Raw genomic sequence first — 14,475 nt, 5'->3', positions numbered from 1 at the left:
AGGAACCAGCTGCGGATGAGTGCTGCGACAAAGACCGAGAAGGAACCGATAGGTCATTTGTTGACCCCGGTATGGGGCTTCATTCTGGCGATGACGGTCTCGGCACTCGACTCGACCATCGCAGGCACCGTGACTCCCACCATTGTCGCGGAGTTCGGCCATGTCGAGCTTTCTGCCTGGGTGTTCGGCAGCTATATGCTCGCGCTCACCGCCCTGCTGCCGCTGTACGGGAAATTCTCCGACCACCTCGGCCGGAAGCGCATGATTTACATCGGCATCGCCATTTTCGTGGTGGGCTCCATTTGGTGCGGGCTCTCCCGGAGCATGGTCGAGCTGGTGGCGGCGCGTGCGCTGCAGGGCCTCGGCGCGGCGGCGCTCTTCCCGATCGGCATGGCCGTCATCGGCCTCCAGTTCCCGCCGCGGCTGCGCAGCCGCCTCCAGGGGATCTTCGCCTCCGTGTTCGGTCTGAGCAGCCTGCTCGGCCCGCTGGTCGGCAGTGGGATCGGTGAGTACGTCGGCTGGCGCTGGGCGTTCTTCATCAACCCGCCGATCCTGCTGCTGGCCGCCTGGCTGATCCACCGGGACTACCAGGAGCACCGGACCGAGTCCACCGGGCAGAAGATCGACGTCCTCGGTGCCGTACTCGTCACGTACGCCATCGCCGCGGTGCTCTTCGCCCTCTACGAGGCGGGTGAGAAGCGGGACCTGGGGGAGTGGACCGTGTGGGTCGCCCTGGGCACCGGCATCGCCGCGTTCGTCGCCTTCCTGAGGGTCGAGCGGCGCCACGAGTCACCGATCATTCCGCTGGCCCTGTTCTCCAACGGCGCGTTGACCGCGGCGTTCGTCGTGAACTTCGTCATCGGCCTGGTGATGTACAGCGCGATCTTCTTCGTGCCGGTCTTCGCCCAGGGCGTGACCGGCGGCTCGATCGGCAAGACCGGACTCACCCTCTTCCCCTTCCAGGTCGCCAGCATCGTGGGCAGCCTCTTCGCCGGCCGGGCCATCTTCAAGGCGGGCATCCGGGCGATGGCGATGCTCTCGATGTTCCTGCTCGCCCTCGGCTTCGGCGCCCTGATGACGCTGGACACCAGTACGTCCGCGTGGACGACCGCGGCGTACACGCTGCTGATCGGCGCGGGCACCGGCGTCGGCCTCCCGGTCCTGACGATCGCGGTCCAGTCCGCGCTGCCGCCCCATCTGATGGGCATCGGAACGTCCATCACCCAGCTCGCCCGTGAGTTCGGCGGGATGATCGGCGTCAGCATGCTCGGCGTCCTCCAGTACTACCTGTTCGTGGACGAGACGAAGCAGCTCAACGGCAAGGCCGCGGACCTCGTGCACGAGGCCGGTCCGCGCGGGGTGAGCGAGATGCTCTTCTCGGACGAGTCCAAGTTCCCCGCCGATCTGGTGGAACTGCTGAGGTCCGGCCTCAGCTCCGCCGTCACCAGCGTCTTCCTGGTCACCGGGATCATCTGCGTGCTCGGCATCGCGGTGAGCACGCGGCTGGCCAAGGAGATGCGGCGCCCGGGCCCGCCCCCCGGCGTCCGGCCGGCGGGAGCCGGTGCCTCCCCGGCCGGGCGTCCCCCGGCGAGGTAGCAGGCGAGCCGGTGCAGGAACATGTTCGAGCCGTACGAGGTGTACCAGACCCGCCCGGGAGACGGATCGCCCGGCGGCCCCGGCTCGATGGGGCGCGCGGTGCTCACGGCAGCCGCCGCCCCTGCTCGTCGTCCAGCTTCCGCTCGAAGCGGAGGCCCGGGCGGCCGCCGAGCTCGACCTCGCCGCAGGGGGTGAAGCCCGTACGGGCCAGTACGGTCCGGGAGGCGGCGTTGTCGAGGGTGGTCGCGGCCCGCAGTCCGCTCAGGCCGTATTCCCCGGCGGCCAGGGCGCAGGCCTCGCGCACGCCCGCCGTGGCCAGTCCGCGTCCGGCGGCGCGTTCGGCGATGCGGTAGCCGAGTTCGGCCGAGCCGTCCGCCACGTCGACCAGGTTGACCCGCCCCAGCACCTCGCCTGCGCTGTCCACCAGGACGTGGAAGAGGCACACCCCCGCCGCCTGCTCGGCCAGCAACGCGTCGAGGCGGGCGCCGAAGTGGGCGAAGTAGTCGTCGCCCCGGTCGGGAACCGACGCGGCGAAGTAGGCGCGGTTCTGCCGCTCGAAGACGAGCAGGGCCGGGGCGTGGTCGGGGCGCAGGCGCTGGAGCTGGGGCATGGCCCGCATGCTACGCATCCGGTGCCGTGGCGACGGTGGTTCTACCGGTTGGCCCTGCCGCCTCGCGGCGGCCGCGCCCTGCCACGACGTCCCGCCGCCGGACGTCGCTCTCACGGGGCGAGGGTGAACTCGTGGACCAGCTCGACGAATTCGTCCTCCTTCTCGAAGAACGCCACGTGCCCCGCGTCGATCTCGGCGTACGTGCTGTCCGCGATCGCGGTGTGCAGGGCGCGGCTGTTCTCCACGGGGATGGTGATGTCCTGGACGCAGCCGACGACCAGGGTCCTGGCCTGGATGCGGGGCAGATGGTGGCGGATGTCGATCCGGGTGTCGAGGTCGACGTGGCGCAGAGTGCCGGGCGTGGGCGGCATGTTGGGGATGAGGAGCTCGACCTGCTCGCGCCCGATGGCGTTGAGGAAGCCCCGGCTGAAGCCCGTCATGGCGACGGCACGCCCGAAGGCGGCCGGGTCGGACGCGCCGAGCTGCCCCCAGAGGGTGAACAGGTTGCGCAGGTACTCGTCGCCCTCGGTGTGGGCCCAGCCCGCGACCAGGATCAGACGGCGTACGAGGTCGGGGCGCAGGGCGGCGACGGCGGCCGAGACGGGGGCGCCCATGGAGAAGCCGAGCAGATCGACCGGTCCGTCGGCGGCGTCCTCGATGACGGCGATGACCTGCGCGGCCAGGCCGTCGACGGTCAGCGGCGCACCGTCGTCCGTCGTGGCCTCGGTGCCGGAGAGGTCGGGGGTGATGACGGTGTGGTCCGCGGTGAAGCGGGGCGCGGTCCGGCCCCAGTTGACCGCGGCGCCGCCCGAGCCGGTGCCGTGGACGAGGACGAGGGCGGGGCCCGAGCCGGCGCTCTCGTAGTGGACCCGCGCGCCGCCGACGGTGACGGTCGCGGAGGTGGCGGCGAGGACAGAGGTGGTGGACACGGTTGCTCCTTGGTCGGTGGCTGCCGGGGTCGTTCGCTCCGGCCGAACCCACAGTGCCGCCGCGGCGCGAGGGGTGGGAGAGACCGCTGGGACCCGGGGACCGGGAGTCCCTGGCTGGGGCGCCGGAGCATCCGGCAGGATGATCCTCATGACGATCGACCGCAGTGAGCTCGCCGACTTCCTCCGCCGTTCGCGTGAGCGGGTGAGCCCGCGCGAGGCGGGGCTCGCCGCGGGGTCCCGGCGCCGTACACCGGGCCTGCGGCGTGAGGAGGTGGCCCAGCTCGCGGGCATGTCGACCGACTACTACACCCGTCTGGAACAGGCCCGGGGCCCGCAGCCGTCGCCGCAGATCCTGGCCGCGCTCGCCCGCGCCCTGCGGCTGAGCGACGACGGGCGCGACCACCTCCACCTCCTGGCGGGACACCGCCCGCCCGCCGTGCGCAGCAGGGACGACCAGGTCGGCGCGAGCCTGCTGCACCTGCTTGGCCAACTCCCCGGCACCGCGGCCCAGGTCCTCGGCGACCTCGGTGACGTACTGGCCCAGAACGACCTGGCCCGCTCCCTGCTCGGCGGGGTGTGCACGGTCTCCGAGCACGGGCGCAACGTGGTCTGGCGCTGGTTCGCCGACCCGGCCGCGCGCGAGGCGTACCCGGCCGATGAGCACGCGCACTACAGCCGGGTGCACGTAGCGGACCTGCGGGCCGCGGTGGGCCGCCGGGCGGGGGACCCGGCCGCGACCCGGCTCGTGGAGCGGCTGCGCGGCGCCAGCGAGGAGTTCGCCGCCCTGTGGGAGCTGCACGAGGTCGCCGTCCGCCGCCACAGCCGGATGCGGGTGCTGCACCCGGTGATCGGCCCCGTCGACCTCGACTGCCAGGTGCTCCTCGCCCCGGAGGGCAACCAGCGGCTCGTGCTGCTCACCCCGCCGCCCGGCACGGACGCGGCCGACCGCCTGGCCCTGCTCGCCGCCGGGGAGGAACGGCTGGTCGGGTGATTCGGCGCGCTGTGCCGTGGAAGCGCCGGGGCACCGGACATCAGTGGAGTGGAAGCCACTGAGAGGGAAGGTGCGGGAGGTGCCCGAGTTCGCTGATCCCCTCCTCCATCTCGCGCGCCGCCGCCGGGAACCCGCGGTGACGCAGACCCTGCGCTCCACGGCCGCCGCCGTCATCTCGTACGTGGTGGCACTTCAGCTGAGCAGCGAGCCGGCGCCCCTCACCGCCCCGCTGACGGCCCTGCTCGTCGTCCAGGTCACCCTCTACACCACGTTGGTCACCGGGGTGCGACGGGTGAACTCCGTGGTGGCGGGCGTGCTCCTCGCCATCGGGTTCAGTGCGCTGGTGGGGCTGACCTGGTGGAGCCTGGGGCTGATCATCCTGGCGGCGCTGGTGGTCGGGCGCTTCGTGAAGGCCGGGGAGTTCGTCCCCGAGGTCGCGATCAGCGCGATGCTCGTGCTCGGCGTGACCCGGGTCTCGGCGACCGCCTGGGACCGCGTACTGGAGACGCTGATCGGGGCGGGCGTCGGCATGCTGTTCAACGTGCTGCTCGTGCCGCCGGTGTGGGTGGAGTCCGCGGGCGAGGCCATCGAGGAGCTCGCGGGGCGGATGAAGCGGCTCCTGATCGACCTGGCGGAGGAGGTCGGCGGCCACACCCCGGTCGCTCGGGCCGCGGCCCGGCTGCACGAGGCCCGTCGGCTCGACCACGACATCGTGCAGGTGGACGCCTCGCTGCGGCAGGCCGAGGACAGCCTGCGGTTCAACCCCCGGGTCAAGGAGGGGCTGCTGTCACGGGTGGCGCTGCGCACCGGACTCGACGCCCTGGAGATCTCGGCGGTGGTGCTGCGGGTGGTGTGCCGCTCGGTGACCGACCTCGCCAAGGAACGCACCGAGGAACACCTCTTCGAGCCGGAGACCGGCATCGCCCTGCGAGACGTCTTCGAACACCTCGCCCAGGCCGTGGAGAGCTTCGCCGTACTGATCACCACACAGGTCAGGGCGAACGCCGAGGAGGCCGAGAACCGCTTCGCCGCCGAGCTGGCGGCCGCCCGCGCGAGCCGCGACCGGGTCGCCGTGCTGCTGCTCGTCCAGGTCCGGCGCGACCCCCGCCAGTGGCAGCTGCACGGCGCGCTGCTCGCGGAGGTCGACCGGATCCTGGACGAACTCGACGTGGAGAAGCGGTCGCAGCGCCTGGTGGAGGAGCTCGACCGGCACTCCCGCGAGCGCCGCGAGCGCCATCGGCTGCTCCGCCGGCTCCAACGCGGCCTGCGCCTGCGGGAGTCGGCGGACTGATGCCGTAACGTCGGCCTGCGCGTTTACGTACGCGGTACGCGCAGCTTGGCCCAGGACACCGGGCCCGGCCAGCCGTCGGCGTCGGCGCCCCGGTATCCGATCTTCACCTGGAACCCCGCGTACGAGCGGTGGTCGGCGTCGCTCCACTGCGGTCCCGGGCCCTCCTTGTACACCGCCACCTTCTCGGCCACGAGCCTGCGGCCCATCGCGGTGATGATCGGGCTGCGCGGCTCGGTGTGGAACCACCGGGCGCCGGGGAACGGCTCCAGACCGTCCGGGCGCGGGAGGGGGGCGGGCGGGGCCACGACGGGTCGGCCGAGTCGATGCCGCCGGGGTAGTCGGGGTATCCGTACCCGTACACCCGAGTCGACCTGCGCTCCCGTACGCGCCGGTACACACCGTCGCCCTCGGCGGAGCCGTTCACGTTGGTGTTGCCCTCGATGGTGTGGATGCGGGTGTCGTCGTACGCCTCGACCAGACCCGTGTGCTCCGAGCCGCCGGGGCCGTAGAACACCTGGGCGCCCACCGCCGGATACTCCGAGAACCGCCCGCGCTCACGGAACCAGGCGACCCCCGTGGCACATGACGCGGTGCGCGGGAACAGGCTCGCGGCCCCGGCCCGCAGCGCCACCCAGGAGACGAAGGTCGCACACCAGGCCTGGCCCTGCGACCACTCAAGTCCCGGGACCTCGGCGCTGTAGCGCTGGATGTTGTTCCAGTGGCCGTGGTCGCGCCCCTCGTGGACACCCACCTGCCCCGCCGCCGCGAGCAGCACCGCACCGGCGCCCCCCTCGACGAGCTGCCCCTCGGACGATGACGTATCTGTCTTCACCGGACCCGTTCCTCCCCCGTGTGCGAGACGCGCGGACGCCCGGCCTCCGGGCTCCTGCCGCGCCAACAGCCGTTCGTTCGGCCGCACTTGAGCGTGGCACCGGCGCCGCCGACCGGCCAAGCCGTGTTCCGCTGAGCGGACCGCACACCTCTGGCGGCGCGCCCGTCGGCGCGCCTAGCGTGGGCGGGCAGGCAGGCCAGGGGCGTACACACCAAGAGGGGGAACCATGGCAATCGACCGCATCGGGCGGCGGCAGACACTGCGGGCGGCGCTCGCCGCGAGCGTGGTGGCAGGGGTGGGGGCCGGCGGCATCGGCAGTGCGCGGGCCGCCGGGCGGGAGGCCGCGGAGCCGGGTGGGTACGGTGGCCAACTGCCGCCGGTCCCCGGGATGCTGGGCGACCGCCTCGCCAACGAGTTCTGGTACGTCTTCGACGACGTGACGCTGTTCCACCGCTCGCCGGAGCTGGACGACGCCTACACGGCGATAAGAACGTACGCCGGCGGCCTGGAGGCGCCGGTCATCGCGGCCTGGTCCTCCCGGTACGGCCGGCCCGGATATCCGGGGACCTTCCGCGACTGGATGGCGCCGGTCGCCGAGCAGTTACGGCTGATTTCGAAGGTCCAGCTCGGTGTCGTCGACCGGTTCTACCGGCGCCACGACCCCCGGCTCGTCACCGCGTTCGCGGGCTTCGGCCAGGGGACGCTGTACGACCCGCGCCGCCCCGACGAAGCGCTCACCGTGCACACCATGAACGGGGAGGCCGGCTACCACGCCTGGCATGTGTACGCCCGCGCGATGGCGCTGCTCGGGATCGACCGGTGGCGCTGGGAGGAGATCGGCCCGCTGGTGGGCTTCGCCTGGGCGCTCCAGAGCATAGCCAAGCCGTCGACGCGCTCGCCCAACGCGCCGCTGCCGCCCCGTACGGTCGCGCGGCAGGCGGCGTACTGGCTGCCGAGGAGTATGGAGCGGCAGGACGCCGACTTCCTGTCCTATCCGTATCCCCGGGGCGTCAGCTGAGGGTGCCGGTGCCGGGTGACTCCAGGTGCTCCCGGCACTCGGCCCGGCGCTCCTCCAGAACCTCGCGGTCGGCGCCGGGCAGCTCCAGGGCCCGGGTGTAGTCGTCGAGGGCCTTCGCCCACTGCCCGGCGCTCTCGTGTACGTAGCCGCGGTTGTGCAGCAGGTCGGGGTCCTCGGGGGAGAGCGCGAGCGCCCTCGTCAGGTCGTGCAGGGCCTCCTCGTGGTGGCCGAGGGCCAGGTGGGCGGAGGCGCGGTTGGCGTGTGCCCCGGCCGTCGAGGGGTCGAGGCCGAGTGCCCGGTCGAGGCTGTCCAGTGCGGCGTCGGGCGTGCCGAGGGCGAGCAGGGCCGTACCGTGCACGCAGTGCAGCAGCGGGTCGTCGGGGGCCAGGGCGAGCCCCTCGCGGGCCAGTTCGGCGGCGTCCTCGGCACGGTCGTCGTCCAGCCACAGCTCGGCGAGGGCGATCCGCGCGTCGGCACGGGCCGGCTCCAGCTCAAGGGCCCGGGCGAACTCGGCCGCCGCGTCGCCGCCGCCCGCCGCGCTGTAGAGGTCACCCCGGTTGTAGTGCAGCTCGGCGAAGGGCGGGCTGATCCGCTCCACCTCCGCGTAGTCGGCCGACGCCGCCTCGAAGCGGCCCTGTTGGTGGTGGAGGACGGCCCGGTCGAAGCGGTACTCGGGGTGGTGCGGATCCTGGGTGACGATCGCGTCGTACTCGTCGAGGGCCTCGTCGCCCCGGCCGAGGCGGGCCAGGAGCTGGGCACGGTTGTGGTGCAGGACCGATCGGTGCAGCTGGTGGCGGGCGGGCGGCAGACCGTCCTCGACCGCCGCGAGGGCGGTGTCCACCAGGCGCAGCGCCTCCGGCAGATCGCCGAGGTGCATGGTGACGAGTGCCTTCCCGTTGTGCATGAAGGCGGTGTGGAAGGCGCGGTCCTCGGCGTCGGGGAGCGTGTCGATGAAGGCGATGGCGGTGTTGATGTGCGCCAGCGCCCGGACGTGGTCCTTGCGGGGAGCGTCGTAGAGCCGGGTGAACAGGACCGAGAGCGCATAGCTGACGGTGGTGTGCACCTTGGGGTCGGTGGTGCGCGAGAGCACGTCGTAGTAGGCGGCCTCCGCCTCGGCCGGGCGGTCCATGAGCGCCAGGCACAGGCCCCGTCGGCGCAGTTGGCGGTAGCGGGCGGGCCAGGGCACCTCCGGGCCGAGGAGCTCGTCCAGCTGTGTGTTCAGTTCCAGGGCGGCGGTGTAGTACCCCATGCCCAGGCAGTGGTCGACGGCGGATTCGTAGGCCGCGTGCCCCGCCTCGGGCGAACTGCCGCGCGCCCGGTGGTACGGGATGGCGCCCAGCCGCCACGACCACACGGGGGACGCCTCCAGCTCGTCGGCGCGGCTGTCGTGGAGTTTGGCGCGGGCGGCGGGGTCCGACTGGCGGTAGGTCTCGTCGGGTTCGCCGACTCCGTCGGCGCCGACGAACTCCGCGGTGGACGTGTCGGGGACGGCCGGCGCCGTGCGGTGCTCGGCCCGGCGGCGCAGCTCGGCGGCCGTGGCGGGGGCGAGGGGTGTGTCGTCGTCGGAGCACACCACGATCCGTACCCGGGCGGGGTCGAGGCGGCGCAGTGCGATGGCGAGGAACTCCGCGTCCGTCGCGTCGGCCTCGTGGACGTCGTGGAGGACGAGGGTGTGCGGGCCGGGGTGGGCGGCGAGGTGGTCCACCAGGCCGTTGGCGATGCGCCGGGTGCGCTCGTGGCCGTACCAGCGGGTGCGCTCCCCGGGCGGGGCGGCGGAGGTGAGCGTGGCCTCCGCCGCCCCGAGCAGGGCGGAGAGGTCGGGCGCGGCGGCCAGGATGGAGAGCCGGGTGCCGCCGGGCAGCGGGCCCCGCTCGTGGGTGCGCGGCACCAGGGACCGCATGAGCTCGCCGGCGCCGGTGTACGGTCCGCGCAGCCCGCGGTGGCAGTCCACGCTCACCGGGTCCGGGAAGGGCAGCGCGGCGGCCGCCGCCTCCCGGGCGGCCCGGGTCGGGCCGGTGATCCACAGGTGTGCCGTCGCCTCACGCACGCGGTGTCTCCTTCTGGGCCGATGGGGGAGCGGTCATCCGGCTCGTCGGCCGGTCTTCCCTGGTGACGGGGCGGTCCTCGCGGCGGCGGCCCGGCGCAGCCGGTCCCGTACCGCGATCCACGCCGCCACGCCGAACTGGGTGAACATGATCAGGGCGGCGACCGCCGCGTCCCAGAAACCCTGGTCCAGGGACCCCGAGGACAGCGCCGAGTGGAAGCGGGTCGCGAAGCCGACCAGGACGGGCAGCGCGGCCGTCGCCGCGAGGACGCAGAGGGCCGTGCTGCCGAGGACGAGGAGGGGAACGTACCAGCGAAGTACGGCCAGTTCGCGGTCCGTGGCCCGGGCGGAGACCGCGGTGGTGGCGGTGCGGCGACGGCGGGGGAGCCAGGCGGTGCGCTCGCGCAGATACGAGCGGGCGAGTTCCTGGAGGTCGGGCAGGGCCAGGGTGTGGGCGAACAGATGGTGCAGATCCGTCTCCAGGAAGAACAGACACTGCCACGCCATGCGCATCAGCGCGCCGAACGCCAGCGCCAGGGCGAGACCGCCCCACACCGTCACCTCGCCGTGCACCAGGAGATCGGCCTCCGCCGCCAGGATGAGCACCGAGGCGACCAGGGCGTCGGCGAGGAGTCCGGCGAGGACGGGCAGGACGCGCTTGCGCCTCGGCACCCCCATCAGCCCGACGAGGGTGGTCTGGAACACCACGAAATACAGACGGCGGCCGAGGCTGAGCCGGCTGGGCAGTCCGAGCCGCCGTCCCGCCAGCACATGGAAGGACTCGTGCAGCGCGATGCCGGGGAACTGGCCGAGGAAGGAGGCGAGTTCGACCAGCAGCAGCGACGGGCTGAAGAACACCTTAGAGGGGCCCGGGCGCAGTTGGGGGTGGCGGACGGCCACGGCGAGGGCCGCGGCGGTGAGTACGGCGTACAGGGCCCAGGCGGGTGCCGAGAAGACGGCGGCGCCCAGGCGTTGGAGCGGCACGGCCCCCGGGCCGTCCGGCTGAGGCCCGCTCTTCGCGTCCCCTTCGTCCTCTTCGTCCCGGCGGATGAACCGCAGCTCGTCGAGCATGTCGACGAGGTCCTCGATGTCGGCTTCCTCGCCGTACGCGGCGGTGTACCGGCGTGCGGCGTCGGCGATCGTGGCGCCGTCGCGCAGCCAGCCGACCACGGCGGCGGCGTCGGCGGGGAACACCGCGAAGGAGTCGATGTCGGAGCGCCCGATGACGACGTCCTCGCCCTCCTCGACGAACGTCAGCGGATGGAGTGCGACACGGACGCCTTCCACAGCCCTCCCCTCGGGGAAACGGGCGTGTGCGGCCCGGCGTCAGCGGACCGCACACGCCGTGCCCTGGTGCTCAGCACCACCAGTCGTAGACGGACGTACCGCTCGTCAACCGAACCGGACCGGTCTTGCGGATCCTGAACTTCTTCATTCCGGTCCTGGGCTGCTTGAGCTGCTTCATCCCAACCGTCCTTCGCTCTTCTGGGGAGTGGGAGGCCACCGCGCCCGCACGGGTTGGCCCGCCGGCGTCGTCGCGCTGTGGTGGCCCGTCCCTATCGAGAGAGTCGCGGTGGATCTGACTGCTCGTCAATGGCCGTAGTTGAATGCATCGGTTGCTTTCATGATCTGTCTCATTCGAAGGTGTTGAGCCGGTGGCAGAGCGGAACGCGCCATCCCGGAACGGCGGTGGGTTGCTCTGCGATCAGGTCGCTCACCTGGTGCGATGCCGAAACCCCTCGCTGAGTGCAGCAGCGACCGGCACCCCGGCGCCCAGATGCCCCCACCCGGAATCCAACTGTCCGCCCCACGGGGTGTGTTCGTGTACGGCGAAGTCGGGCCACGGTGGGCGCCCAGGCCCCCGGAATAATCCGGTGCGGGCAACCCGGTCGGGCTCATACACTCACACCGCAGCGGCCACGGGACCCCGGGCCGTGAGGTGACCGGTTGAAGGGAGTGCGGCATGTGTGAGTACACCACTGTCGTCGTTCCCCCGTCGCGGTACGACGTGATCCTGGTGTCCACCTCTTCCCGGTGACGGCTGCGCGGCCGCCACCGGATGCCCGCGACGAACTCCCGACCCCTGCCCCCACGGTGAGCCGAGTGCCCAGCCGTGTGCCCACTCATGTGCGGCGGGGTGCGGTCACTCCTGCCTGGATCCAGGCCCCTTCTTCTCGTCTGTTCTCGTCCGGGAATCGCGCCGCCCTCTCCGCTTCATCCTGAAAGGCCTCGGGCCATGCGCACCAACCTCCGAACCCGCCCCACCCGTCCGCTGACCGTCGTACGCAACCTGGGCATCCTCGCCCATGTGGACGCGGGCAAGACCACCGTCACCGAACGTTTCCTCTACGCGACGGGCGCCACCCATAAACGGGGTGAGGTCCACGACGGCACGACCGTCACCGACTTCGACCCGCAGGAGCGCAAGCGCGGCATCACCATCTTCGCCGCGGCCGTGAGCTGCGACTGGGACGGCCACCGGATCAACCTCATCGACACCCCCGGCCACGTCGACTTCTCCGACGAGGTGGAGCGCTCGCTGCGCGTGCTCGACGGTGCCATCGCCGTGTTCGACGCGGTCGCGGGCGTCGAGCCGCAGAGCGAGTCGGTGTGGCGGCAGGCCGACCGGCACCGGGTGCCCCGGATCGCGTTCGTGAACAAACTGGACCGCGCCGGTGCCGACCTGGACACGGCGGTCGCCTCGATCCGGGACCGGCTGCACACCGTCCCGCTCGTCGTCCAGCTGCCGATCGGCCGGGAGGACGGCTTCACGGGCGTGGTGGACCTGGTGCGTATGCGCGCGCTGGTGTGGGGCGCGGAGGGTGAGGCGTACGAGGAAGGCCCGGTCCCCGAAGGACTGCGCGAGGAGGCGGGGCGGCGGCGCCGACTGCTCGAAGAGACCGTGGCGGAGCTCCACCCGGGCGCCCTGGAGGAGTTCTGCGCCGGGGCGGCGCTGCGGGATGCCACCCTGGCGGCGGCGCTGCGCGACCTCACGCGTGAGGGCGAGGGCGTCGTGGTGCTGTGCGGCTCGGCGTACCGCAACCGGGGCGTCGAGCCACTGCTCGACGCCGTGGTGGCCTACCTTCCGTCCCCGCTGGACGTGCCCGCCGTACGGGGCACCCTGGGCGGGGAGGTGCGGGAGCGGGCCGCCGACCCGGCCGCGCCGTTCGCCGGACTGGTCTTCAAGGTGACCTCGACCGCCACGGGCCGCCTCACCTATGTGCGGGTGTACGCCGGAACCATCGAGAAGGGAGACACCGTGCTCGACGCCACGGCCGGGCGCACCGAGCGCGTCGCGCGGATCCTGCGCGTACAGGCGGACCGGAACACCGAGGTGGACCGGGCGCTCGCCGGGGACATCGTCGCCGTGGTCGGACCCAAGTCGGCCCGCGCCGGGGCCACTCTGTGCGCGCCGGACGCACCGCTCGTCTTCGAGCCGCCGTCCGTCGCGGCCCCGGTCGTGTCGGTGGCGGTCGAGGCCCGTCGGAGCCTCGACACGGACAAGCTGGCCTCGGCGCTGGCCCAACTGGTCGAGGAGGACCCCTCGTTGGCCGTGCGGACCGACGCCGAGACCGGGCAGACGGTGCTGTCCGGGATGGGCGAGCTGCATCTGGAGGTCGCGGTGGAGAAGATCCGCCGCGCCCAGACCCTCGAACTGAACGTCGGGCGGCCGCAGGTCGCCTATCGCGAGACGGTCGCCCGCGGGGTGTCCGGACTGCTGTACCGCCACGTCAAACAGGAGGGAGGAGCAGGTCAGTTCGCCCATGTCGTCCTCGATGTGGAGCCGCTGGAAGCCGCCGCCGGAGCCACCGGCGGCAGTGCGGAGGGCTTCGTGTTCCGCTCGGCCGTCACGGGCGGGCGGGTGCCGCAGGAGTACGTCCGCGCGGTCGAGGCCGGGTGCCGGGACGCGCTGGCCGAGGGTCCCCTCGGCGGCCACCCGGTGACCGGGCTGCGGGTCACGCTGGCCGACGGCGCCACCCACTCCAAGGACTCCTCGGAGATGGCGTTCCGTACGGCGGGCCGTCTCGCGCTGCGCGAGGCCCTGCGTACGAGCACGATGGCGCTCCTGGAGCCGGTCATCGAGGTCACCGTCACGGTGCCGGACAGTGTGGTGGGCGCGGTCCTCGGTGATCTGGCGGCGCGGCGCGGCCGGGTCTCGGGCTCGGCCGCCCGGGCGGGCACCTCGGTGGTCACCGCGACCGTGCCGCTGGCCGAGCTGTTCGGCTACGCGTCCCGGCTGCGCGGCCGCACCCAGGGCCGGGGCACGTTCACCACCCGGCCCACGGGCTACGCCCCGGTCCCGGCCGGGGTGGCGGACACCCTGCCGACCCGCTAGCGCCCGACGATGGCCCCGCCCGCACAGGGCGGGGCCATCCCTGAAGACCGGGGCCGACTGCCCCGACGGGGGACTGCCTGTTGTCGGCTCCGACTACTTGTTCTTGATCTGTACGCGCTTGATGTTCACCGGCAGCGTCGGGAACCCGTCACCGGGTCCGTTCTGGTCGTCCTCGCCGCCCGCGGCGATCTTCTGCAGCACGTCGAGACCGGCGGTGACCTTTCCGAACGGTGTGTAGGCCGGGGAGAGTTTGGTGTCCTTCCAGACGAAGAAGAACTGGCTGCCGTTGGTGTTCGGCCCGGCGTTGGCCATCGCGACCGTACCGGCCGGATAGGTGGCGCCGGTGAGGTTCTCGTCCGGGAAGGAGTAGCCGGGGCCGCCGCTCCCGGTGCCGGTCGGGTCGCCGCACTGGAGCACATAGATCCGGGCCGTGGTGAGCCGGTGGCAGTGCGAGCGGTCGAAGTAGTCGCGCTGGGCGAGGAACTTGAAGGAGTACGTGGTGCACGGGGCCTTGTCCGTCAGCGCCCGGAAGGTGATGGCGCCCTGGCCGGTGCGCAGGGTGGCGCTGTAGGGCTTGGCGGCCTTCACCGGGTCGAAGACCGGTATCCCCTTGAAGTTGTCCGCGGGCACGGCGGGCGTGTAGGTGCAGGCGGTCGCGGGCCCGGCGGTGGCCGGGGCGGCGGCTGCGGCCTGGGTCGCGGCGCCGAGGGGTAACAGGGCGGCAGCGGCGAGCAGGGCGTACGGCTTACGGAGCACGAGAGGGGTCCCTTTCGGATCGACACCGGACGGGTGCGCCATGGCCCGGATGTGTCATGGCCGCCTCATCCT

At 72.5% G+C, this 14,475-nt stretch carries 12 protein-coding genes and 1 pseudogene; 6 read left to right on the top strand and 7 right to left on the bottom strand.

What is annotated here, in order from left to right; translation table 11 throughout:
• The first annotated feature begins 90 nt into the window (after positions 1-90).
• Positions 91-1,596, top strand: coding sequence for an MDR family MFS transporter (locus tag A8W25_RS14105; RefSeq protein ID WP_158942508.1), 1,506 nt, complete (start codon positions 91-93; stop codon positions 1,594-1,596).
• Between the two features lie 103 nt (positions 1,597-1,699).
• On the opposite strand, the gene A8W25_RS14100 is transcribed toward A8W25_RS14105, so the two are convergent.
• Together A8W25_RS14100 and A8W25_RS14095 are read right to left on the bottom strand one after the other, a co-directional pair.
• The gene (locus A8W25_RS14100; RefSeq protein ID WP_067161254.1) at positions 1,700-2,206 is read right to left on the bottom strand and encodes a GNAT family N-acetyltransferase; all 507 of its coding nucleotides are present in this window, start codon (positions 2,204-2,206) and stop codon (positions 1,700-1,702) included.
• A 110-nt stretch (positions 2,207-2,316) separates the two neighbouring features.
• Complete coding sequence (locus A8W25_RS14095; RefSeq protein WP_067160611.1) at positions 2,317-3,135, bottom strand: alpha/beta fold hydrolase; 819 nt, start codon at positions 3,133-3,135, stop codon at positions 2,317-2,319.
• Positions 3,136-3,274: 139 nt separating this feature from the next.
• Between A8W25_RS14095 and A8W25_RS14090 the strand changes: the two genes are divergently transcribed.
• Together A8W25_RS14090 and A8W25_RS14085 are read left to right on the top strand one after the other, a co-directional pair.
• Positions 3,275-4,126, top strand: a complete 852-nt coding sequence (locus A8W25_RS14090) for a helix-turn-helix transcriptional regulator (RefSeq protein ID WP_199831735.1) — start codon at positions 3,275-3,277, stop codon at positions 4,124-4,126.
• Between the two features lie 79 nt (positions 4,127-4,205).
• A complete protein-coding gene (locus A8W25_RS14085) occupies positions 4,206-5,417 on the top strand; it encodes an FUSC family protein (RefSeq protein ID WP_067161248.1) in 1,212 nt (403 codons plus the stop codon).
• A 23-nt stretch (positions 5,418-5,440) separates the two neighbouring features.
• Here A8W25_RS14085 and A8W25_RS34370 read toward each other — a convergent pair whose 3' ends face one another.
• Both A8W25_RS34370 and A8W25_RS34865 read right to left on the bottom strand, forming a co-directional pair.
• Positions 5,441-5,722, bottom strand: coding sequence for a peptidoglycan-binding protein (locus A8W25_RS34370; RefSeq protein ID WP_067160608.1), 282 nt, complete (start codon positions 5,720-5,722; stop codon positions 5,441-5,443).
• A 185-nt stretch (positions 5,723-5,907) separates the two neighbouring features.
• A pseudogene (locus A8W25_RS34865) lies at positions 5,908-6,048 on the bottom strand (hypothetical protein); the annotation flags it as partial.
• Between A8W25_RS34865 and A8W25_RS35445 the strand changes: the two are divergent.
• Both A8W25_RS35445 and A8W25_RS14075 read left to right on the top strand, forming a co-directional pair.
• Complete coding sequence (locus tag A8W25_RS35445) at positions 5,993-6,118, top strand: hypothetical protein (protein WP_267890377.1); 126 nt, start codon at positions 5,993-5,995, stop codon at positions 6,116-6,118. The pseudogene A8W25_RS34865 and the gene A8W25_RS35445 sit on opposite strands and share 56 nt — an antisense overlap.
• A 357-nt stretch (positions 6,119-6,475) precedes the next feature.
• Complete coding sequence (locus tag A8W25_RS14075) at positions 6,476-7,267, top strand: hypothetical protein (protein WP_067160605.1); 792 nt, start codon at positions 6,476-6,478, stop codon at positions 7,265-7,267.
• Here the strand turns inward: A8W25_RS14075 and A8W25_RS14070 are convergent.
• Positions 7,260-9,314: a tetratricopeptide repeat protein gene (locus A8W25_RS14070; RefSeq protein ID WP_067160601.1), complete on the bottom strand. Its 2,055-nt coding sequence runs from the start codon at positions 9,312-9,314 to the stop codon at positions 7,260-7,262. The two genes, A8W25_RS14075 and A8W25_RS14070, sit on opposite strands and share 8 nt — an antisense overlap.
• Positions 9,315-9,347: 33 nt before the next feature.
• Entirely contained in the window at positions 9,348-10,598 is a 1,251-nt protein-coding gene (locus A8W25_RS14065; protein ID WP_067160598.1) for a hypothetical protein, read from the bottom strand.
• 949 nt (positions 10,599-11,547) lie between these two features.
• Here A8W25_RS14065 and fusA point away from each other — a divergent pair.
• Complete coding sequence (gene fusA / locus A8W25_RS14060) at positions 11,548-13,647, top strand: elongation factor G (protein ID WP_067160593.1); 2,100 nt, start codon at positions 11,548-11,550, stop codon at positions 13,645-13,647.
• Positions 13,648-13,740: 93 nt separating this feature from the next.
• Here fusA and A8W25_RS14055 read toward each other — a convergent pair whose 3' ends face one another.
• The gene (locus tag A8W25_RS14055; protein WP_067161242.1) at positions 13,741-14,403 is read right to left on the bottom strand and encodes a peptidylprolyl isomerase; all 663 of its coding nucleotides are present in this window, start codon (positions 14,401-14,403) and stop codon (positions 13,741-13,743) included.
• Between the last annotated feature and the right edge of the window lie 72 nt (positions 14,404-14,475).

This window comes from Streptomyces sp. ERV7, from assembly GCF_001653515.1.
Taxonomy (GTDB): domain Bacteria; phylum Actinomycetota; class Actinomycetes; order Streptomycetales; family Streptomycetaceae; genus Streptomyces.
Note: the sequence above shows the minus strand (reverse complement) of the source record. Positions and strands in the feature narration are given on the sequence as shown.

Coding starts and splice junctions, on each gene's coding strand:
- fusA (WP_067160593.1), top strand. CDS start 11,548: ATGCGCACCAACCTCCGAACCCGCCCCACCCGTCCGCTGACCGTCGTA.
- A8W25_RS14105 (WP_158942508.1), top strand. CDS start 91: ATGACGGTCTCGGCACTCGACTCGACCATCGCAGGCACCGTGACTCCC.
- A8W25_RS14100 (WP_067161254.1), bottom strand. CDS start 2,206: ATGCCCCAGCTCCAGCGCCTGCGCCCCGACCACGCCCCGGCCCTGCTC.
- A8W25_RS14075 (WP_067160605.1), top strand. CDS start 6,476: ATGGCAATCGACCGCATCGGGCGGCGGCAGACACTGCGGGCGGCGCTC.
- A8W25_RS14090 (WP_199831735.1), top strand. CDS start 3,275: ATGATCCTCATGACGATCGACCGCAGTGAGCTCGCCGACTTCCTCCGC.